This is a genomic window from Corynebacterium sp. CCUG 65737 (genome assembly GCF_024454115.1).
Lineage (GTDB): Bacteria > Actinomycetota > Actinomycetes > Mycobacteriales > Mycobacteriaceae > Corynebacterium > Corynebacterium genitalium.
The window spans coordinates 26,153-45,324 of sequence record NZ_JAGPZB010000014.1 but is presented as its reverse complement, the minus strand read 5'-3'; the positions used below and the strand labels follow the sequence as shown (position 1 = coordinate 45,324).

At 61.4% G+C, this 19,172-nt stretch carries 21 protein-coding genes and 1 tRNA gene; 16 read left to right on the top strand and 6 right to left on the bottom strand.

Annotated elements, in window-relative coordinates:
- Positions 1-292: 292 nt before the first annotated feature.
- Both KBX17_RS10085 and KBX17_RS10080 read left to right on the top strand, forming a co-directional pair.
- Positions 293-1,081 carry an ABC transporter ATP-binding protein gene (locus tag KBX17_RS10085; protein WP_256019674.1) on the top strand — a complete coding sequence of 263 codons (789 nt, stop codon included), beginning with the start codon at positions 293-295 and terminating at the stop codon, positions 1,079-1,081.
- A 17-nt stretch (positions 1,082-1,098) separates the two neighbouring features.
- Positions 1,099-3,642, top strand: a complete 2,544-nt coding sequence (locus KBX17_RS10080; RefSeq protein WP_256019673.1) for an ABC transporter permease — start codon at positions 1,099-1,101, stop codon at positions 3,640-3,642.
- A gap of 34 nt (positions 3,643-3,676) precedes the next feature.
- Here the strand turns inward: KBX17_RS10080 and KBX17_RS10075 are convergent, their stop codons facing one another.
- Both KBX17_RS10075 and KBX17_RS10070 read right to left on the bottom strand, forming a co-directional pair.
- Positions 3,677-4,105, bottom strand: coding sequence for a CrcB family protein (locus KBX17_RS10075; protein WP_256019671.1), 429 nt, complete (start codon positions 4,103-4,105; stop codon positions 3,677-3,679).
- Positions 4,102-4,440 (bottom strand): CrcB family protein, encoded by a 339-nt coding sequence (locus KBX17_RS10070; RefSeq protein ID WP_256019670.1) that lies wholly within the window; start codon positions 4,438-4,440, stop codon positions 4,102-4,104. The genes KBX17_RS10075 and KBX17_RS10070 overlap by 4 nt, the downstream gene beginning before the upstream one ends.
- A 99-nt stretch (positions 4,441-4,539) precedes the next feature.
- Here KBX17_RS10070 and pgm point away from each other — a divergent pair, with 99 nt between their 5' ends.
- The 7 genes from pgm to KBX17_RS10035 all read left to right on the top strand — a co-directional run bounded on the left by pgm (position 4,540) and on the right by KBX17_RS10035 (position 11,719).
- The gene (gene pgm / locus KBX17_RS10065) at positions 4,540-6,198 is read left to right on the top strand and encodes a phosphoglucomutase (alpha-D-glucose-1,6-bisphosphate-dependent) (protein ID WP_256019667.1); all 1,659 of its coding nucleotides are present in this window, start codon (positions 4,540-4,542) and stop codon (positions 6,196-6,198) included.
- 177 nt (positions 6,199-6,375) lie between these two features.
- Positions 6,376-6,798, top strand: coding sequence for a MauE/DoxX family redox-associated membrane protein (locus KBX17_RS10060; RefSeq protein ID WP_256019680.1), 423 nt, complete (start codon positions 6,376-6,378; stop codon positions 6,796-6,798).
- A 48-nt stretch (positions 6,799-6,846) separates the two neighbouring features.
- The gene (locus tag KBX17_RS10055; RefSeq protein ID WP_256019665.1) at positions 6,847-7,611 is read left to right on the top strand and encodes a thioredoxin domain-containing protein; all 765 of its coding nucleotides are present in this window, start codon (positions 6,847-6,849) and stop codon (positions 7,609-7,611) included.
- A gap of 86 nt (positions 7,612-7,697) precedes the next feature.
- Positions 7,698-7,770 (top strand) — tRNA-Ala (locus KBX17_RS10050).
- Between the two features lie 197 nt (positions 7,771-7,967).
- Complete coding sequence (locus KBX17_RS10045) at positions 7,968-9,005, top strand: ABC transporter substrate-binding protein (protein WP_256004620.1); 1,038 nt, start codon at positions 7,968-7,970, stop codon at positions 9,003-9,005.
- Positions 9,006-9,014: 9 nt separating this feature from the next.
- Positions 9,015-10,622 carry an iron ABC transporter permease gene (locus KBX17_RS10040; RefSeq protein ID WP_256004618.1) on the top strand — a complete coding sequence of 536 codons (1,608 nt, stop codon included), beginning with the start codon at positions 9,015-9,017 and terminating at the stop codon, positions 10,620-10,622.
- A 2-nt stretch (positions 10,623-10,624) separates the two neighbouring features.
- Positions 10,625-11,719 (top strand): ABC transporter ATP-binding protein, encoded by a 1,095-nt coding sequence (locus KBX17_RS10035; RefSeq protein ID WP_256019663.1) that lies wholly within the window; start codon positions 10,625-10,627, stop codon positions 11,717-11,719.
- Between the two features lie 475 nt (positions 11,720-12,194).
- Here the strand turns inward: KBX17_RS10035 and KBX17_RS10030 are convergent, their stop codons facing one another.
- Both KBX17_RS10030 and KBX17_RS10025 read right to left on the bottom strand, forming a co-directional pair.
- A complete protein-coding gene (locus KBX17_RS10030; protein WP_256019661.1) occupies positions 12,195-12,725 on the bottom strand; it encodes a GNAT family N-acetyltransferase in 531 nt (176 codons plus the stop codon).
- Between the two features lie 21 nt (positions 12,726-12,746).
- Positions 12,747-13,289: a GNAT family N-acetyltransferase gene (locus tag KBX17_RS10025; RefSeq protein WP_256019660.1), complete on the bottom strand. Its 543-nt coding sequence runs from the start codon at positions 13,287-13,289 to the stop codon at positions 12,747-12,749.
- A 236-nt stretch (positions 13,290-13,525) separates the two neighbouring features.
- Here KBX17_RS10025 and KBX17_RS11510 point away from each other — a divergent pair, with 236 nt between their 5' ends.
- The 3 genes from KBX17_RS11510 (at position 13,526) to KBX17_RS10010 (ending at position 15,020) form a co-directional block, all read left to right on the top strand.
- Complete coding sequence (locus KBX17_RS11510) at positions 13,526-13,972, top strand: TetR/AcrR family transcriptional regulator C-terminal domain-containing protein (protein ID WP_370687603.1); 447 nt, start codon at positions 13,526-13,528, stop codon at positions 13,970-13,972.
- 77 nt (positions 13,973-14,049) lie between these two features.
- Positions 14,050-14,493 (top strand): protein-tyrosine phosphatase family protein, encoded by a 444-nt coding sequence (locus KBX17_RS10015; protein ID WP_256019658.1) that lies wholly within the window; start codon positions 14,050-14,052, stop codon positions 14,491-14,493.
- A gap of 56 nt (positions 14,494-14,549) precedes the next feature.
- Positions 14,550-15,020: a methylated-DNA--[protein]-cysteine S-methyltransferase gene (locus KBX17_RS10010; protein ID WP_256019656.1), complete on the top strand. Its 471-nt coding sequence runs from the start codon at positions 14,550-14,552 to the stop codon at positions 15,018-15,020.
- Between the two features lie 29 nt (positions 15,021-15,049).
- On the opposite strand, the gene KBX17_RS10005 is transcribed toward KBX17_RS10010, so the two are convergent.
- Complete coding sequence (locus KBX17_RS10005; protein ID WP_256019653.1) at positions 15,050-16,207, bottom strand: MFS transporter; 1,158 nt, start codon at positions 16,205-16,207, stop codon at positions 15,050-15,052.
- 106 nt (positions 16,208-16,313) lie between these two features.
- On the opposite strand from KBX17_RS10005, the gene KBX17_RS10000 reads away from it, so the two are divergent.
- The 4 genes from KBX17_RS10000 to KBX17_RS09985 all read left to right on the top strand — a co-directional run bounded on the left by KBX17_RS10000 (position 16,314) and on the right by KBX17_RS09985 (position 18,289).
- Positions 16,314-16,652, top strand: coding sequence for a helix-turn-helix transcriptional regulator (locus KBX17_RS10000; RefSeq protein WP_083770250.1), 339 nt, complete (start codon positions 16,314-16,316; stop codon positions 16,650-16,652).
- A 50-nt stretch (positions 16,653-16,702) separates the two neighbouring features.
- Positions 16,703-17,470 carry a fructosamine kinase family protein gene (locus KBX17_RS09995; protein ID WP_256019652.1) on the top strand — a complete coding sequence of 256 codons (768 nt, stop codon included), beginning with the start codon at positions 16,703-16,705 and terminating at the stop codon, positions 17,468-17,470.
- A 71-nt stretch (positions 17,471-17,541) separates the two neighbouring features.
- Positions 17,542-17,889: a type II toxin-antitoxin system Phd/YefM family antitoxin gene (locus KBX17_RS09990; RefSeq protein ID WP_005288803.1), complete on the top strand. Its 348-nt coding sequence runs from the start codon at positions 17,542-17,544 to the stop codon at positions 17,887-17,889.
- Entirely contained in the window at positions 17,879-18,289 is a 411-nt protein-coding gene (locus tag KBX17_RS09985) for a type II toxin-antitoxin system VapC family toxin (RefSeq protein ID WP_256004609.1), read from the top strand. Before KBX17_RS09990 ends, KBX17_RS09985 begins: the two co-directional genes overlap by 11 nt.
- 18 nt (positions 18,290-18,307) lie before the next feature.
- Here the strand turns inward: KBX17_RS09985 and nadE are convergent, their stop codons facing one another.
- The gene (nadE, locus tag KBX17_RS09980; protein WP_256004607.1) at positions 18,308-19,159 is read right to left on the bottom strand and encodes an ammonia-dependent NAD(+) synthetase; all 852 of its coding nucleotides are present in this window, start codon (positions 19,157-19,159) and stop codon (positions 18,308-18,310) included.
- Positions 19,160-19,172 lie beyond the last annotated feature (13 nt).

Sequence of the window (19,172 nt, the reverse complement as noted above, 5' to 3'; positions counted from 1 at the left end):
CCAACGACCTGTCCTCGGATTTTCCGTTCAGTATTGTCAGGTGGATCTCTGCCGCAGCTTCGGTTCCGCTCGTCTTCCTGTTGATTGAATATCTTCGCTACTGGAACAAGCGGAACAACGAACTCGCTGCCGGTATCGGGCGCTAGTACCGGGTTAGTTCGACGGAGGGCGCAGCATCACAGCGAGCGATGCTGCGCCCTTATGAGTCTTTCGCCTATCCAAAGGAAACTGTAGGATGTGACCGATTCAACTCGCAGTGTCGGGTGCCGGAACGAGTGAGGAGGCTCTAGCCATGAGTAAGCACGCGTTGAATGAGGGGGAGAGTGTGCGTGATGCCGTCGATACGCGTCAAGCTCCTGCAGCAGCGGCCCGCGCTGTAGCGCTCCGCAAAACGTACGGCGCCGGTGACACGCAGGTCGTCGCCCTGGATGGCATTGATGTCGATTTTGGTCGTAATGAGTTCACGGCCATCATGGGGCCGTCGGGAAGCGGCAAGTCCACGCTGATGCACACGATGGCTGGCCTGGATTCTTTCACGAGCGGCTCCGCCTTCATCGGCTACACGGACCTGTCTACTCTCAACGACAAGCAGATCACGGCGCTGCGACGTGATCGACTCGGCTTCATCTTCCAGTCCTTCAACCTTGTGCCGACTCTGACGGCGGAGGAAAACATCACGCTGCCGACCAATATTGCTGGTGGCAACGTCGATCAGGCCTGGTTCGACGAGATCACGCGGCGCCTCGGTCTGAGTAAGCGCCTGAGTCACCGTCCGAGCGAGCTGTCCGGTGGTCAGCAGCAGCGCGTCGCCTGCGCCCGCGCGCTAGTGAGCCGGCCGGAGATCATTTTCGGCGATGAGCCGACTGGCAACCTCGACTCGAACTCCTCGCGGGAGGTGCTGGAGATCCTGCGCACGGCCGTTGACAATGATGAGCAGACGGTGGTCATCGTCACGCACGACGCCCGCGCGGCTTCTTACGCCGACCGCGTTGTTTTCCTTGCCGACGGCCGGATTGTCGATGAGCTGCTCAATCCCACGATGGAGGACATCCTTTCCACGATGTCCGGAATCGAGAACTAGCCACGATGTCTTCCGCTATGACGAAAGTGTCGCTGCGTAACATCGCGGCGCACAAGCTCCGGCTCGCGCTGACTGTGCTTGCAGTCGTGCTGGGCACGGCGTTCATTTCCGGCTCCCTAATGTTCACCAACATGCTGGAGAAGACGTTCGATTCGGCTGTGGCAAGCGCCTACGCCGATAGCGACGCAGTGGTCCTGCCGGGAGAGAACGCACCGTCGCTCCCTGCGCAGCTTTACGACGACATTGCCGCTGACCCAAAGACCTCCCGGGTCAACATCAGTGCGAATAAAGCCGTTGTCATTGCTGATGCCAACGGCACGGCGTACCAGACCGGAGCGGGCATATCTACCGTCTCGGTGTACTACCCGCCGGAAGAAGCGGTAGGGGAGGCCTACGACATCACCGAGGGGGCCGCGCCGGCTGAAGTCGGTGAGGCTGTCGTGAACGAGAAGGGGGCGGAGCGCTACAACATCAACGTCGGCGACGAGATCATCGTTGTCGATCCGCAAGCCCGCCACACGATGACGGTGACGGGCGTGTACACGGATGAGCTGGACCAGGGGGCGTCGTTAAGCTTGCTGGTGAATGAGCCGGCCTACCGCGACATGTCGGCCTCACAAGACACTCTCCCAGGTCTTTCCGTCACAGCCGCGGACGGTGTGGACGCACCGGAGCTCGTCGCGCACCTGCGGGAGCAGTACCCGGACTACGAGGTCAAAGAAGGGCAAGTGCTTGCCGACGAGACCTCCGAAGAGATCCGCAACGCCCTGTCCTTCATTTCATACTTTCTGATTGCCTTCGGCCTGGTCGGTTTGCTGGTGGGCACCTTCCTCATCGCCAACACCTTCTCCATGATCGTTGCGCAGCGCACGAAGGAATTCGCGCTGTTGCGCGCGCTCGGCGCTTCGAAGGGGCAGATCACCCGCTCGGTGGTGGCGGAGGCGCTCATCGTCGGGTTCATTGGATCCGCACTCGGTGTGATCGCCGGTATGGGCATGGTCGCCGCGATTCGCGCCTTGATGGAAACCCAGGGGATGGAGCTGCCCGGAGCTGGCTGGGGTTTGTCGGTGGATGCTGTGGCGGTGCCGATCGTCATTGGCACCATCGTGACTGTCCTGTCGGCCTGGGCGCCGGCGCAGCGTGCGGGCCAGGTCGAACCGGTCGAGGCAATGCGGTCGTCGGAATCGGCCGCGCCGCAGCCGCTCAAGGTGCGCACCATCATCGGTGCGGTGCTACTTATCGCCGGTGCAGCCTTTGCCGCCTGGGGAGTGCTGTGGGAGGACGGCTCGACAGGGCAGCGTGCGGGTCTCGTGGGAGTCGCCGCGGTCTGCGTGATCATCGGGCTGTTCTTGGCGGGGCCAGCGTTGTCCCTGCCGGTCGTTCCCGTCTTCGGCCGCGCCATTGGCGCCCCATTCGGCGCAGTGGGCTCGCTGGCGGCGACGAACTCGCGCCGCAACCCGCGGCGAGCCTCCGCGACGGCATTCGCGCTCATGCTCGGCATTGCCCTGGTCACGGTCATCGGCATGCTCGGTGCGTCGATGCAACGCTCCGTCGATGATGTGCTCGAAAGCGAAGTCAGCGCTGACATGGTGCTCTACGGGCCGGACATGGGCTCATTCCCTGTGCCGGCCACCCTGCCGCAGCGCGTTGCGGACGTCGATGGTGTCGGCGATGTGGTCACCTTCACTCAGTCACCGGTGACCGTCAACGAAAAGTACGGGTACCAGTACGGCCCAGGCGGAGTCACGGATGTCATCAGTGGGGACCCGAGCAAGATCTTCGCACTGGAGATGCGCGAAGGCACTTCAGATCTCACCGGCGGGGGAGTCATCCTGCCTGCCGCGCTTGCCGACGAGACCGGGATCAAGGTCGGCGACACAGTCACCGTCGCAGCGCCCGGGATCAGCCCCGACACGGTTGATGTGCCCGTGAAAGGAATTTTCACCGAGTCGAGCTTCCTGCAGAAGTGGGTCGTGTCCCAGGAGTCAGCGTTGCAGGTCGTCCCAGACCGGACGCTTGATGTCCGCATGGTCGGAGCGAACGGTGACGGCAGTGTCGATGTGGACACGTTGCGCTCCAACCTGGAGGCTGCTGTCAAAGAGGACATCGTCGTGCAGGTGCGCTCCCCGGAAGAAGTCGGCGGGGAAGCGCAGCAGATGATCAACCAGATGCTCTACATCCTCTACGCGCTGCTGTCGCTCGCGGTGGTGATTGCGATCTTGGGCATCATCAACACCCTCACGTTGTCGGTGATCGAACGACGGCAAGAGATCGGGATGCTCCGGGCCGTCGGCACGCAAAGGCGTCAAGTGCGCACAATGATCATTCTCGAATCGGTGCAGATCGCGGTCTTCGGCGCCATCGTGGGCATCATCACGGGCCTCGCGCTGGGCTGGGCATTCCTCACCGTGCTCGCAGACCAAGGCCTAGAGAATATCGCCTACCCGTGGACGATGCTGGCGATCATGCTGGCCGGCTCCGTCGTTGTCGGCGTGGTGGCGGCATTGTGGCCGGCGCAGCGGGCGGCGAAAACACCGCCGCTCGACGCCATCGCCGAGTAGCCGGGCACGGTCACACAGTTACACGGCTACACAGTCACATAAACGCTCGCGATGCCCACAGTGTGCCGAACCACGCCGCAATGATTCCGCCGGCTGCGGTGGCTAAAACGTAGCTGGTCAACTGGCCCCATTCTTTGTTCTTGATCATGGTGCCGCCCTCTTTGGCCAGCGTTGACAATGTCGACAATGCGCCGCCGAACCCGGCGCCCAAGAACGCGGGCCACATTCCCGGCATGAGGGTGGAAAACCCGAAAACGGCCGATCCGACAATGTTCGCCGCCCACGTACCCACATGGGTGCCGGGCACCAACGACAGTGCCCACCGCGCAATGCCGCCGAGGAACGCGCCAGCGCCGACCGCCATGAAGAGGATGAACACGACCTCCAGGGCTGCCTCGGTGCCCAGCGCTTCCCGGAGGCCCACGCCGACGAGGCCGTCGGGACCGACATTCCCGGGGATCACGCGGGGGCTCCGGCGCGGTTACGCACGGCGTCACCAAGCAACCATGCAACGATAGCGGCCACGAGTGTGCCGAACATGTACACCGCCGCGAAGAGCGCGCTGGACTGCATAGATGCGAGGGATACGGCAGAAAACGTCGTCAAGCCTCCCAGGAAGCCTTTGCCCCAGAACTCAGGTGGATCGAACAGGCCCATCAGGAAGCACCCGACAACGTTGATCCCCAACGTCACCAGCAGTTCTGCCGGCGGGTGCGACGCCATGAGCGGCGTGAGGGCGAAACGCACCAGCGCGCCGAATGACGCTCCGAAGCCGACAACGAGTCCTTCTCTTACCACGCGGTTCACGGTAGCGGATTTTCATGGCAATTTGTCAGCGGTGAAGGAAAGATGGGGTGTGTACCCGACGGAGACACACCAGCACTTCAAGGAGCACCCATGGCGCATGAACGAGCAGGTCAACCAGCACGCCCCGACGATCTCATCGATATTGCGGAGGTAGTCACCGCCTACTACACCCGCGACATCGACCCGCAGAACCCGGACCAACAGGTGGCGTTCGGCACATCCGGCCACCGCGGCTCCAGCTTGGACAACGCGTTCAACCAGCAGCACATTTGGGCGACCACGCAGGCGATCGTCGACTACCGTCGCGCCAACAACATCGGTGGCCCGGTCTACATCGGCCGGGACACGCACGCGCTGTCGGAGCCCGCGATGATCTCCGCGCTCGAGGTGCTCTTCGCCAACGATGTCGCAGTGCTTGTCGACGACGCAGGCCGCTACACCCCGACTCCCGCTGTCTCCCACGCGATTCTCGCGCACAACGCCACGCTGTCCGGCGGTGTGACCGGCTCGGACCCGCAGCGCGCGGACGGCATCGTGATCACTCCGTCGCACAACCCGCCGCGTGACGGAGGGTTCAAGTACAACCCGCCATCCGGCGGCCCGGCGGACACTGACGCGACGGACTGGATCGCCGCGCGCGCCAACGAGTATCTGGCGAATGATCTGGAGGGGGTGCGCACGACGTCGACAAGCGGTGTGCTCGATGAGCGCGCGGGCAAGCACCCGTTCATGGCGAACTACGTTGCTGACCTGCCGAACGTCGTGGATATTGAGGCGATTCGCAGCTCCGGACTGCATATTGGCGCGGATCCGATGGGCGGCGCCAGCGTCGATTACTGGGGCGCCATTGCGGAGGCGCACGGGATCAACCTCGACGTGGTCAACCCGCATGTGGATGCCACGTGGCGGTTCATGACTCTTGACACTGACGGCAAGATCCGGATGGACTGCTCGTCGCCGAACTCGATGGCGAGCTCGGTGGCCAACCGCGAGAAGTACGACATTGCGACCGGTAATGACGCGGATGCGGACCGGCATGGCATCGTCACACCCGACGCGGGCCTGATGAACCCGAACCACTACCTCGCCGTGGCCATCGAGTACCTCTTCTCCCACCGCGACGGCTGGGGTGCGGACACGGCAGTGGGCAAGACGCTGGTGTCGTCGTCGATGATCGACCGCGTCGTCGCCTCGCTCGGCCGCGAACTCGTCGAGGTTCCTGTCGGCTTCAAGTGGTTCGTGCCGGGGCTTATCGACGGCTCCGTCGGCTTCGGCGGGGAAGAATCCGCCGGCGCATCCTTCCTGCGCAAGGACGGCACGGTGTGGTCGACCGACAAAGACGGCCTCATCATGGACCTGCTCGCGGCGGAAATCACCGCGGTGACCGGCAAGACCCCGTCAGTCCGCTACCGCGAACTGACGGAGAAGTTTGGGGACCCCGTCTACGCCCGCACCGACGCCGAGGCGAACCGCGAGCAGAAGGCCACCTTGAAGAAGCTGTCCCCGGACCAGGTCACTGCCGACACTCTCGCTGGTGAGAACATCACGGCCAAGCTGACCGAGGCCCCTGGCAACGGCGCTGCCATCGGCGGTTTGAAGGTCACCACCGACAGCGCCTGGTTCGCCGCCCGCCCGTCCGGCACTGAGGACAAATACAAGATCTACGCCGAATCCTTCAAGGGCGCGGAGCACCTTGAGCAGGTCCAGAAGGAAGCGCAGGACGTCGTCTCCGCAGTGCTCGGGGAGTGAAAATCCGCTAGTGAGGGTGATGGAAACCTCATCACGGGAAACTTCCCGGCAGCCCACCCATCGACTAAGGTCATTGAGGTGGCAATTAAGCAAGGTGCGCAGGTAGCAGAGGCTGGCGCCGTAGACGGCGGGGACCAGTGGACAGAGGAGACGTCGACAAGCGAACGCGCGCTCGACGTGCTCTCCGCGCTCGCACGCTTCGGACTTGCCGCGATGTGGATTGCGTCGGGCGCGTCGAAACTCGGCAAACATATGACCGTGACGCAGAGCATCGAAGCGTACGAGATCTTCACTCCGCACTGGTCCGGCCTGCTGGCGAACCTTATCGGCCCACTGGAGCTCGCTGGCGGCCTTATTCTGCTGCTGGGCATCAAGATTCGCCCCGCTGGCTGGGTGTCGTTCGGTGTGCTCGTCCTCTTCATCATCGGCCTGGCATCCGCCTATGCCCGCGGACTGCAGATCGACTGCGGCTGCTTCGGGCCCGACCCGGACCACACTGACGGCGATCTGAGGTGGGCCATCATCCGCGACGTCGGGCTGATTGCCGTGACGCTGTTCATGATCTACCGACCGTTTAAGAAATTCGCGCTGTACCCGTAGACTTACCTGCTGGAACAGCTTGACCCCGAATGCATAAGGTGATGCACTGTGACTTCCTCTTCTAAGTCGAACACTAAGGGTTCCACCAAGGTGTCCAACCCCAACTCGACCGGCGGCAAAGGCTTCCTCTGGGCGATCCTCGCTCTTCTCCTCGTCGGCGCGTTGGTGATCGGCCTGATCGTTTACAACGGACGCGGCGCGCAGGCTGAACGCATCGCCGAGAACGTTGAGCCCGTCGACGGCGTGAACATGGAGCTGACCGACAACATAATCACTCTGTCCGGCGAGAATAGCGACGGCGCGAAGGAAGCCTCTCTCTACGAGGACTTCGCGTGCAGCTACTGCGCCGACCTGGCGAAGAAGACTGATGCCGAAATGTTGGAGAAGATCAAGGCCGGCGAGGTCAAGGTCCACATCCAGCCGTTGGTCTTCCTGGACGGCACCGGCGAGCAGTACCAGCTCGGCCACTCCACGAACACTCTGGCCGCTGTTCTCGCGCTCGCCGATAAGGGCGAGACTGAGGCGTACTGGAACCTGCGCAAGGTCCTCCTCGAAGAGCAGGAGAGCCTGTACGGCAGCGCTGACCCGGAGAAGCTCGCCGACCTTGCGAAGGGAGTCGGTGCCTCCAAGGATGCGGTTGACGCGATCCGTAACGGCGAGTACGTCGACAAGGCCAAGGAGCTCGGAGAAGCCAACGAGAAGGACCTCGTGGACAAGACCGGCGACCTTTCCTCCCCGCGCGTGCTTGTCGACGGCAAGGATGTCGACTCCGACCCCCTCGAGAACTGGCTCGACGACCTGCTAGCTAGCTAAAAGTCACTGGCTGCGGGCGATTTTGGTCTCGTCCGCACCCGGTGTATATTGATCGAAGTCGCTTCGCGGAGATCCGCTGAAGCAACGGGGCTATGGCGCAGCTGGTAGCGCACCACACTGGCAGTGTGGGGGTCACGGGTTCGAATCCCGTTAGCTCCACTTTTTTCAGCCCGTGGCCGTTGTGGTCGCGGGTTTTCGCATATTTTGCGGCTCCATGCACCGGTTTTCGTCTCGCACTGCAGAATTCTGAGAGTTTGGTAAGTTCTGTCGCGGATGAGGATGGTTATGCACCAGTTAGCATCCCCTCGTTTCTTTCGGCTATCCACGATCTCACCGCGCTCTTTGAAGGAGTCGTTATGCGCTTGCTCCGCACGTCCTTGACCATCACCGCCCTTACGGGTGCTCTCGCACTCGGTCTCTCCAGTTGCTCGGAGCCGGCCGAGGACCCCAATGCCGGCATCGGCGCCGCTGGTGATGACACCGTCCTCACGATCTACACGTCCGAACCGGAGGAGAAGGTCGACGAAATCAACGCAGCGTTTGAGAAAGAGCACCCGGACATCCAGGTCGAGGTGTACCGCGCGGGAACTGGTGACTTGAAAGCACGCATCGAATCTGAACGTGAGTCCGGCCAGGTCGAAGCGGATCTGATGTGGGCGGCTGACGCGCCGACCTTCGAAGGTCTCAAGTCCGATGACTTGCTCGCCGAGCTCAAAGACGTCGACACCAGCAATGTCATGGAGGAGGCAGTTGACCCCGAGGGATACTACGTGGGCACGCGCATCATTCCGACTGTCATCGCGTACAACACGGACGTGATCGACGAAGCGGACGCGCCAGAGTCCTGGATGGACTTAACGGACGAGAAATTCCGCGACAAGATCGTCCTTCCGGACCCGAGTGTGTCCGGTGCGGCCGCGTTCAACGCCACCGTGTGGATGAATAGTGAGGAGCTCGGGGAATCCTGGGTTGAAGGCCTGGGACAAAACAGCCCGATGATTGCGGCGTCCAACGGTCCGACGTCGCAGGAGATCGCAGGTGGCGGCCACCCGGTCGGCATCGTCGTCGACTACCTGGTGCGCGACCTCGCAGAGCAAGGCTCGCCGATCAAGGAGGTGTACGCGACGGAGGGGTCGCCGTACATCACGGAACCCATTGGCGTGTTCGCTGATTCGGAGCAGCAGGAGGCCGCGGAGAAGTACATCACGTTCTTGCTCTCGGAGGCCGGTCAGAAGCTCGCGGTCGAGCAGAACTACCTGCCGGTTATCGACGGAATCGACACCCCGGGCGATGCCCCTGGCCTGGACGATATTGAGCTGATGGACACTGACCTGGAGACGTTGACCGGGGACCGGGATCGCTCGGTGGAGTCTTTCGAGAAGGCTATGAAGTAGGGGCCGTACGTGCAGGCACAGCGTTCGCCGGGCCTCAACGTTGCCCGAATCGGGATCTGGTTACTAGCCGCTGCGATCTTCATTGCTCCGCTCGCGATGGTGGTGTCGCTCGCGCTCGGCGGGAACCAGTTTCCGACGCTTATTGAGCAAGGACTGTGGAGTGCTACCTGGAACTCGACGTACACCACGTTGTTGTCGTCACTGGGTGCAGTCCTCGTAGGCGGTGCGGTTGCGATCTTGCTGGAGCGAACCGACGTGGCCGGGTCTGGTGTGCTGCGTCTTTTCCTTCTGTCACCGCTGCTGGTGCCGCCTTTCGTGGGCGCGATTTCATGGCTTCAGCTGTTCGGCCGCAATCAGGGGCTCAATGCCGTTTTCGGCAAACCAGTGTGGGACATCTACGGTGCAGACGGAATCATCTTCCTGATGACCTTGCACTCCTATCCGGTGGTGTACGTCATTGTTTCTGCCGCGTTGCGTTCGATTCCAGCGGACCTTGAACGAGCTGCATTGGTGAGCGGAGCAGGTAACGCGACTGTCTTGCGCACGGTGACTATCCCGCTTCTCGGACCAGCCTTGCTCAGTGCTTTCACCCTCACCGCTGTGTCAAACCTGGCTGACTTCGGAATTCCGTCAATCCTCGGTTCCCCGGTGCAGTATGAAACGCTGGCCACCATGGTCTACCGGTTCATGGAATCGGGGACGGTGAGCAATCCCCTGCAGGTGGTGTCCACGGTGGGAACGGTGCTCATGCTTCTCGGCATTGCTACGGTGATCGCCGACTACTTGGTGTCGAAGAACGCTTCCACCACGGCAGGTAAAGGGTCGATGAAGCTTCCTCTGGGTAAAGCTCGATGGCCCATCACGATCATTTCCTGGGTTCTGGCACTGTCCATCACACTCGGTCCGCTACTGGGCCTGGCTTACCGGGCGCTGTTGCCCGCCCCCGGTATCCCGATGACCCTGGACACCATTACCCTCAGCAACTTCACGAGCACGTTGTCCAACCCGCGTGTGCAGGACGGTTTCCAGAACTCGCTCGTGCTCGCCGCGGGGGCGGCCCTGCTGTGCGCCCTCTTCGGGTGGAGCATCGGCGTCTTGGTCACGCGCACGCGGGCGCGTTCCAACACTGCACTGAGTCTGCTCACTTTGTTGCCGTCGGCTTTGCCGGGGCTCATCATCGGCGTCGGCTGGGTCATTGTGGGCCGATACACGGGGATTTACAACACCCGCTGGGTGATTCTGCTGGCCTATGTGTGCGCATTCACGGCGATGGTTCTGCAGGCGGTGCGTGCTCCGTTGGCGAAGACTCCACGCGCGATGGAGGAGGCAGCAGAGATCTCGGGTGCGGGCCGACTCCGCGCCCTGTGGGACACCAGCGGCCGGATGGCACTGCCAGCGGTGGCATCCGGAGCGGTGCTCGTTGCAGTCACGGCAGTTCGCGAACTCACAGTGTCCGTCCTACTGGTCGCCCCCGGCACCACCACCATCGGTGTCCAACTTTTCAACCTGCAGCAATCCGGAAACTACAACCAAGCATCGGCGCTCGCGCTCATTTTCGCGGTCGTTGGCATCGCCGCTTTGGCCCTCACGGTGCGTAACCCCGATAAGGAGACTTAAAGATGAGCGACATCGAAATAAGGGATCTGTCCGTCGTGTTCCCTGACGGGACCGAGGGGTTGAAAGACATCACGCTCGATATTTCCAGTGGTGAATTCGTTGCGCTCGTGGGACCGTCGGGATCGGGAAAAACCACTCTATTGCGGACCATCGCCGGCTTCATCGCGCCGTCATCAGGCGAGATCCTGATCGATGGGAAAGACCAATCCGCAACGCCTCCCGCGCAGCGCAACATGGGTATGGTCTTCCAGCAGCATGCGGTCTGGCCGCATATGAGTGTCGCCGACAATGTCGCGTACCCGCTGCGCCGCGCGGGTGCGGCGGGATCAGAGATCACCAGCAAGGTTGAGCAGACTCTCGAGACTGTCGGACTTGCCGGTTACGGCAAACGCAAACCTGCGACCCTGTCTGGTGGCCAGCAGCAGCGCGTGGCGTTGGCCCGCGCGATCGTCTCCACGCCGAAGGTGCTGCTTCTCGACGAAGCCCTCTCAGCACTCGACGAACCCCTCCGTGACTCATTGCGCCGCGAGTTGGTGTCGCTGACGAAGGGGTCCGATCTGACATCGGTGCATGTCACGCACGACCGGAAGGAAGCGCTGGCCATCGCGGACCGGATCGCGGTCTTGCGGGACGGCAAGCTGGAGCAGTTCGGCACACCAATGTCGATCGTGGCCCGTCCGGCTACTGCCTGGGTGGCGTCGTTCATCGCCGATGCGACACTGTTGAACGGTGTGGTTGTAGACGGTTTGGTTACCGTCGATAAGCCGTCGTTGTCGTGGCCTGTCGACAACGTCACGGTTGTATCGGAAGACGGTGAGGCGTCTGAGAACCAGCGTCTCCTCCAGGACGGCCAGCGGGTCACGGTGGCGGTGTTGGCGGAAGCCGTATTCATTGATCATTCGCTGTCTGGCACGGCGCCAACTGCTACTGTGACGTCGGCTTTGTTCGAGGTCAGTGGGTTCTCCGTGACCGTCGACCTGGACGGGACGGAGTTCCGTGCGTGGACATCCACCAGCTCTGCGCCCGAGGTGGATGATCAAGTGCAGGTGGAGATCCGGCAACCGCTGATCTACCTGGATGCCCCCGCGGATGCCTAGAATGGCGGCATGACACGCTCGGTCGTCGCAGCCCAAACAGTGAAGACACTGCTGGGGGAACTCGGGTTAGAGGCGACATCGCGCGGGCTGGTGCGCGTTGTTTATGGAGCTGTGCATGGCGGAAGCGATGCTGTCACGCGGCAGGCGAGATTGAGCAGTACTTCGCCGGTGAACGCCCAGAGTTCACCGTACCGTTAGGCCGCCCCGGCGATGGGTTTCGCGCGAATGCGGAGGCCGTGCTGAGCGACATCGCACACCGCAGCACGGAAACCTACAGAGAGCTCGCGGCGCGCATCAGCAAACCGCGGGCAGGGGCGTAGTGATCGGACTCGCGCGACAGGGTGCTCTCGCAACGGAGCAGATCACGTCGCATGAAGCGGGGCAATGGCGCAGCCGGTAACGCACCACACTGGCAGTGTTGGGGTACGAGTTCGAATCCCTTTAGCATCGATGTCGCTGCGGGGAAATAAGCCGATTAAACCGATGAATGGGATGGGTCGCATTCATCATTGCGTAGACAAGCAAAGACGAGAGTGTTGGTCCACTGACCTTTGCTGTACCAGTCCTGGACGTGGTGGGCCTCCAAGCGCATTCCAACCCGCTTAGCTAACGCGGCAGAGCCAGCATTGCGATCATCCATCTGCGCAATGATTCGATGTAGCTGATAGTGATGGAGACCAAGGTTGAGAACTGCCTGGACGGCTTCAGTGGCAAACCCTTGCCCGCCATGATCAGGATCCAGTACCCAGCCGATTTCGGCTTGGCCACGAGATCGGTCAGTCAGCCACAACGCGACATCACCGATCGCACGCCCGTTGTGTTCCACGACGACCGCCAGGGCGCCACTCGGAGATTCGAGGCCGGTCTTTGCGATCCGTTGGGTGAGATTCTTGTCCGTGTCCTCGTGCGTCCACGGGTCGTCGAGCAGGTATCTAGCGACTTCGGGGCGAGAATAGAGAGCAGGCAGCCAGGCTTGGTCTTCTGGCTGATGCAGCCTGAGCTGCAATCGTTCGGTGCGCAGTGGTAATTATGGCGCTGGATGGAGCTCGCGGTGGTAGTGGACCAGTGTTTCCTGGGCGCCGGCTGGCGTTGTGCCGGTGTGGCGGGACGTTTCTACGAAGCCAGCATTGATCAGACAGCGTTGAGACGCTTCATTGGCAGTCACGGTCCGAGCAGTCAGAGCACTCAGCCCAGACTTCCGGGCAAGCGAGGCCGCCAATTCAAGACCCCGAGCGGCATGACCGTCACCTCGGCTATCCGGCGCGATCCAAAACCCCACTTCTGCCGACTGGCTCCCGACATCAAAGACGACCATCGAGCCGACAAACTTGTCCGATTCAGCATCCGCGAGAGCGAGAACAGCCAACGTGCCATCGGCCAATCCAGGCTCCACAACCTCTTGAATCATGGTCCGCACCGTTTCGGGCGTGTACTGCGGCTCCGGAAGATGCGCGAACTTGCGCACCATTCCATCCTTCGTGCCGGCAGCATATGCTGCTGCGTCCGAGTCTGTCATACGCCTAAGACGCGTTCTACCTGATGAGAGGGGGAGTGCTGAAGACTGTAACATGCCACTAAACTAACATAGAACGAATAACTATCCGAAGGTCGTTCGGATAGTCTGGGGTGGTGAGCTACTGGGATAACTCCAAGCCTGTGCAACGCCAACGAGCAGTCGATGTCGCCGAAATTGCTCGCGCGTCAATCACCCTGCTAGACGATGGAGGCCCCCGAGCTTTGACTTTGCGTGCGGTGGCACAGAGCGTCGGGGTGGCCCCAGCGAGTCTGTACTCACGGGTTCGCTCGGTGGAAGACCTCTACGACCTAGCTTTAGATTTCGCCTTGGCAGGCGATTCCACGATGCAAGCGGCAATCAGTGACGCGAGCATGCCCGATCTTATGATGGCGTTCTTTCGTCATCTCGTATCTCATCGCTGGGCGGGGCAAGTGATCGGGATGCGTGCCCCACGCGGCCCCGCTTACATGCGACTGTCGGATCGCATGTGCGTTCTGCTTGCTCAGGCTGGAGCCGAGGATCCGTTGGGTTCGGCATATCGTTTATCGAATTTCGTGATCGGAAGTGCGCTCACTGCACCCATGGCTGCTAATGAGAAACAAGCCCCGATTGATGCTGAACAAGCTCCGACCTATGCCCGTCTTCATCGTGAACACGGCATCAGCCCGGAAGTGATTCTTGCGGACGGGATCAGCAGCCTTCTTGATGACGTGAAGAAGAGGACTCTCTCGGACTAGTGTGCAAGGGCTAGTTCCGGAGCCAACCGTCGGCTTGTCACCCTTAGGGGATCCTGACGGATGCCTAACATACGGTCATGAATGCATGGCCGGATGGAGAAGATGGCGTCGTTGAGCTTCCGGATGGGTTGCGCCTCAAGGGCGGTAGCTGGAAACGATTTCGGCGCACGGCGTGCAACTATCCGGACTTCCTTGTTCTACTTCTCGGACGTGAACCTGTCGAGGTTCCGTGTCCACATGTTTGGGTGCGATGGCCAGATTTCGGTGTCCCCACATCAACTGATCAAGCGGTCGCTGCTCTTCAGCTCGCACGAGAACGGTCTCGGAACGAAAAGGTTGCCATCATGTGCGGCAGTGGGATCGGGCGCACTGGCACCGCGCTCGCATTAGTCACTGCCTCCAATGGACTCTCAGCGGAGGAAGGAATCCAGTGGGTGCGGGAGAACTACCATCCCCGCGCTGTTGAGACCCCGTGGCAGCGCAGGTGGTTGAAATCGATTGTGCTGGATGATCTCCGTTAGGTCCAGCTCAGTCAGCGCAAGATGGCGGGGTGGTGAGAGCGGGTAGCATCGACGCCATGACACAGCCGATCGTCGCAGCCCAAACAGTGAAGACACCGCTGGGAGAGCTGGGGTTAGAGGCGTCGGAAAGCGGGCTGACGCGCGTCGTTTTTGGACCCGTGCTCGGCGAAAGCAATGCTGTCACGCGGCAGGCGGCAGCCGAAATTGAGCAGTACTTCGCCGGTGAACGCCGAGAATTCACCGTACCGCTCGACCGCTCCGGCGAGGGGTTTCGCGCGCAAGCGCAGGCCGCGCTGAGCGACATCGAATACGGCCGCACAGAAACATACAGCGAGCTCGCGGCGCGCATTGGCAACCCGCGGGCAGTGCGTGCGGTGGGGAGCGCGTGCGCCACGAACCCGCTGCCGATCATCGTGCCGTGCCACCGCGTACTGCGCAGCGACGGCACACTCGGTGGTTACGCCGGGGGAATCGAAATGAAGCAGTACTTGCTCGAGCTTGAACGGGAACACGCTATCGGCGGCTAGTCGCAGGCAAACATGATCGCTAAGGCAGGTTAGCGTTCGGCGTCCGGGATCGGTGGGGTGGCAGCCAATAGAGCACACACTAGAAATACGGTTCCGGCCACAGGGATGGAGAGCGTTCCAAAGTGGTCAAGTAGTGCGCCGCCTATTGCTCCGGCTGCTGCGGTGCCTAGGTAAAGACCCGAAATGTTTAGCGCGACCGCAGTCATGGGAGCTTCCGGTGCTGCAGCGATCGTGCTTGCTTGCATCGGCGGATTGAGAGCCCAAGCGAAAAGAGCCCAAAAGCCCACTGCGGCAATGAAAAGCCACGTCGGAGGGGTAAAGCAGCCTAACAATGCGAGGATGCCGAGCGTTGCGGCATGGCCTCCCAGGACGGTTATGCGGGCTCTACGTGAGCCAATCTGGTCGGTAAGGTTCCCGCCAAGCAAGGCTGACCCCACTCCTACGAGCCCAACCACCAAGAGAATGAATGGGAGCAGTTCTTCGCTGCCCAAAATCCCCACAGTTATGGGGGCGAGGTAGCTGTAGAACATGAGACCGCCCGCGCCACAGAGGAAAATTGCAGCGACCATTCGAGCTACTTGCGGGTTCTTCAACGGAGCCAATTGATCGGTCACGCTTCTAGTTTCATCGTGAGGTAACTCGGGCATGCTCAGGTGGATAACTATCGCGGACATCAGAGAGACAGCACCAATCAAAATGAAAGTAGTGCGCCATGAGAAAACCGCGCCAAACCACGTACCCAATGGCACGCCGGTGAAAAGTGCGACGGTAAGTCCGGCGGTCACAATTGACAGGTACTTGCCTTGCTTGCCGTCAGGCGCGCCTTTGGCGGCAGCGGAGAATGCAGCCGTAGATACCGCTGCGGCTGACAAACCAGCAAGCACGCGCAGTGCGAGCAGTGTGGCCAGGGTAGTGGCGGCTGCGCATCCGAGATTCGCGGCAGCAAAGATCAATAGGCCAGCGAGAAGGGCCTTCTTGTGGCCGAATCGGTTGAGCCATACGGCTAGAACCGGAGCGCCGATGGCGAATGATGTTGCGAAGACTGTCACCAGTTGCCCAGCAGCACCAGGCGTGGTGTTCAGATCGGCGGCTACTAGATTGAGTACGCCTGCAATCACGAATTCATCAGTTCCAAGTGCGAGAGTCGCGATGAAAAGGGCAGTTAGCCAGGGAAGGGAAGAGGGCACAGGTGCTCCTTAGTTCTACCGAAGGTGAAAAGTTCGATGTTTGACAAACATCGAACAAGTTAGCAAAGTGTTCCCATGCTCGCTAGCCGGATAGAATTATTGAACTATGCGCGGGCGCTCTGATGATCAATCTCCGAATGTGGAGGACCTTTCTCTAACGCGTGTCTTGGCTGCCCTGTCTGACCCGTTGCGGCTGGGGATCGTTCAACTGCTTGCTGATGGTGAGGAACGGCAATGGGGTGAGATCGATGCCCCAGTCTCGAAATCCACTCTCAGCCACCATATGAAGACCCTGCGAAGTGCGGGTATAACACGTACCCGGGATGAAGGCACGCGCTGTTTTGTCCGACTTCGCAACGAGGATCTGGAGGATCGCTTTCCAGGACTCCTTCCGTCTCTCCTGGGGGTTGCGGACACTGATGCGATCGAAGTGGGATTGAAGTAGCACTTAAAGCACTTCGAACGAGAAACGCCGCGCGCAGCTAGCGTGGAGGCATGACTGCTCCCCAGACTTTCACTAAAACCGGAACTGGACCCCGCGCCGCTGAAGCTGAAGCGGCCTATTTGCGCTGGCTGCGGGAAGGGTCGAACGCTGTCGTCGAGGTTTACAGCGTCGATGTGGAGGCGAACACCCTGACTATCGAGGAGGTCGCGTCCGCACGGCCAACGCGTGAGGCTGCGCGCCGCGCCGGGGAGGAGCTCGCCGCGATCCACGCCATGGGGGCAGAAGCCTTCGGCGCGCCTGCAGAAGGCTGGGATGGGCCGAACTATATTGGCCGCGCGCAGCAGGATTGCATCCCGGCGCGGCGCTGGGCGGAGTTCTACACGGAGCAGCGCGTGCTGCCGTTCGCGGAAAAAGCCCACAAAGGCGGAACGCTGAGCGCCGATGGGCTGGAGACAGTGAAACGCGCGTGCGAGGCACTCGTCGCGGAGGATGAAGACGCCCCGCTCGCGCGCATCCACGGCGATCTGTGGGCGGGCAACCTGTTGTTCTCGCCGGACGGCCCGCGGTTCATCGACCCGGCGGCGCACGGCGGACACCCACTGACAGACATTGCGATGCTCGAGCTCTTTAGCGCTCCGTACGTTAGCGAGATCGCATCGGGCTACCTCGTCGCCGGCGGCGACCTCGGCCGCGACTGGGAGGCCCGCATCCCGATCCACCAGCTTCACCCGCTCGCGGTGCACTGCTACACGCACGGCGCGAGCTACGCCCGCCCGCTTATCGACGCCGCCGAGCGCACCCTCGACCTCACCCGTTAGGGGATTGAACTACTGGTTGTAGCTGCTAAAATCGCAATGTAATACACGTACTACAAACGAGGGTCTGCACCATGGGCGAGGTTGAACGCAAGCTCCAAGAGCTTCTCGCAGAACACCACCGTTCCCACACGGTGTCTATGCGTGAGTTGAACCAGCAAACACGCAGGGTGATCGATCGTGTGCAATCGGAGGGGGTTGCTTTGACCATCACAGACCGCAGCAAGCCGGTTGCGGAAATCCGGCCACTGAGCCAGCGAACCGGAATTGACCGGTTAGAGGACCTCGGACTGATCATGCAGAGGGGCGTACCCATGGAGATCAACTGGGAGCCCATTGAGGGAACCGGTTATTCGCTTGAGCAATTCCTCGAAGACCGCAAGGACAACCGCATTGACGCGGCGCTGAGTAGTGAATTCTAGTGGTGCGGTTTACGTAGACACGTCAGCGCTCATTCCGCTCGCCGTCTCCGAAGTGCATAGTGCGTGGGCGAAGCAAGTGCTCGACGATAAAGATCTCGTCAGTTCTGTGATCGGAAAAGTCGAACTCGCCCGTGTTCCCAAGAGAACGGAAGAGTTTGGCGCACAGATCCTCGGCCTTGCGGCGAAACTGAGTCTCGTCGGTTTGAATAGCGAGGTCGTGGAATTTGCAGGGGCGATACCTGGTTTCCTGAAGGCGCTCGACGCTATTCATCTGGGGACCTGGCTTCTATTGCGTTCTCGTGAGTTCCACTGTGATTTCGTCACGGCAGATCGACAGTTAGCGCGTGCAGCCACGACTGTCGGTGCAACGGTCATCCATCCGTTTGGAAGCGAACTCTAGGTTCTCGGGGCGGGGGCGTCAACGCCACCACGTGTCGGCGGGACCAGGCGGAAGGTGGCGCTTGTGCTGGCCGACGGCCCACAGGTGCTCGAGACGCTTTGCCGCATCGTCGGGAACCTGCTTCCCCTCGAGATAGTCGTCGATGTGGGGGTAGGTGATGCCGAGGGCTTCTTCGTCGGGAAGCGCTGGGCGATCGTCCTCGAGATCGGCGGTGGGCACCTTTTCATAAAGGCGCTTGTCGGCCCCGAGGTGTTCCAGAAGCTGGGCGCCCTGGCGTTTGTTGAGGCCCGCGAGAGGGACGAGGTCGGCCGCCCCGTCGCCGAACTTGGTGAAGAAGCCGGTGACGTTTTCCGCCGCGTGGTCGGTGCCCACGACGAGGAGGCCGAGCTCGCCGGCGATCGCGTACTGGGCGATCATGCGCATGCGGGCTTTGACGTTGCCTTTGTTGAAGTCGGTGAGCTCGTTCCCGTCGAGTGCGGCAGCTACTGCGCCTGCCATCGCTGTCGTGGCCGGTTCGATGTCGACGGTGACACGGCGGTCAGGCTGGATGAAGTCCAACGCGAGCTGCGCGTCATCCTCGTCGGACTGCACGCCGTGGGGGAGACGGATGGCGACGAACTGGCACTCGCTGGAGGGGTCGTTGGCACGGACCTTTTCCACGGCGAGCTGTGCGAGCCGTCCGGCGAGGGTGGAGTCCTGCCCGCCGGAGATCCCCAGCACGTAGCCGCGGGCACCAGTCACGGCGAGGTAATCGGCGAGGAAATCGACGCGGGCGGCGACTTCCTCCGCTGGATCGATAAAGGGCTTCACAGCCAGCGCGTTCACTATCTCTCGCTGCGTGTTCCGGTCGGAGTCTGACATGACAGCCATGGTAGCCGGGTGC

Bases quoted from the DNA above. Each gene is read 5' to 3' on its own strand.
- KBX17_RS10085 (WP_256019674.1), top strand. From the start codon at position 293: ATGAGTAAGCACGCGTTGAATGAGGGGGAGAGTGTGCGTGATGCCGTC.
- KBX17_RS10080 (WP_256019673.1), top strand. From the start codon at position 1,099: ATGACGAAAGTGTCGCTGCGTAACATCGCGGCGCACAAGCTCCGGCTC.
- pgm (WP_256019667.1), top strand. From the start codon at position 4,540: ATGGCGCATGAACGAGCAGGTCAACCAGCACGCCCCGACGATCTCATC.
- KBX17_RS10045 (WP_256004620.1), top strand. From the start codon at position 7,968: ATGCGCTTGCTCCGCACGTCCTTGACCATCACCGCCCTTACGGGTGCT.
- KBX17_RS10035 (WP_256019663.1), top strand. From the start codon at position 10,625: ATGAGCGACATCGAAATAAGGGATCTGTCCGTCGTGTTCCCTGACGGG.
- KBX17_RS10025 (WP_256019660.1), bottom strand. From the start codon at position 13,289: ATGTTACAGTCTTCAGCACTCCCCCTCTCATCAGGTAGAACGCGTCTT.
- KBX17_RS10015 (WP_256019658.1), top strand. From the start codon at position 14,050: ATGAATGCATGGCCGGATGGAGAAGATGGCGTCGTTGAGCTTCCGGAT.
- KBX17_RS10010 (WP_256019656.1), top strand. From the start codon at position 14,550: ATGACACAGCCGATCGTCGCAGCCCAAACAGTGAAGACACCGCTGGGA.
- KBX17_RS10000 (WP_083770250.1), top strand. From the start codon at position 16,314: ATGCGCGGGCGCTCTGATGATCAATCTCCGAATGTGGAGGACCTTTCT.
- KBX17_RS09995 (WP_256019652.1), top strand. From the start codon at position 16,703: ATGACTGCTCCCCAGACTTTCACTAAAACCGGAACTGGACCCCGCGCC.
- KBX17_RS09990 (WP_005288803.1), top strand. From the start codon at position 17,542: ATGGGCGAGGTTGAACGCAAGCTCCAAGAGCTTCTCGCAGAACACCAC.
- nadE (WP_256004607.1), bottom strand. From the start codon at position 19,159: ATGGCTGTCATGTCAGACTCCGACCGGAACACGCAGCGAGAGATAGTG.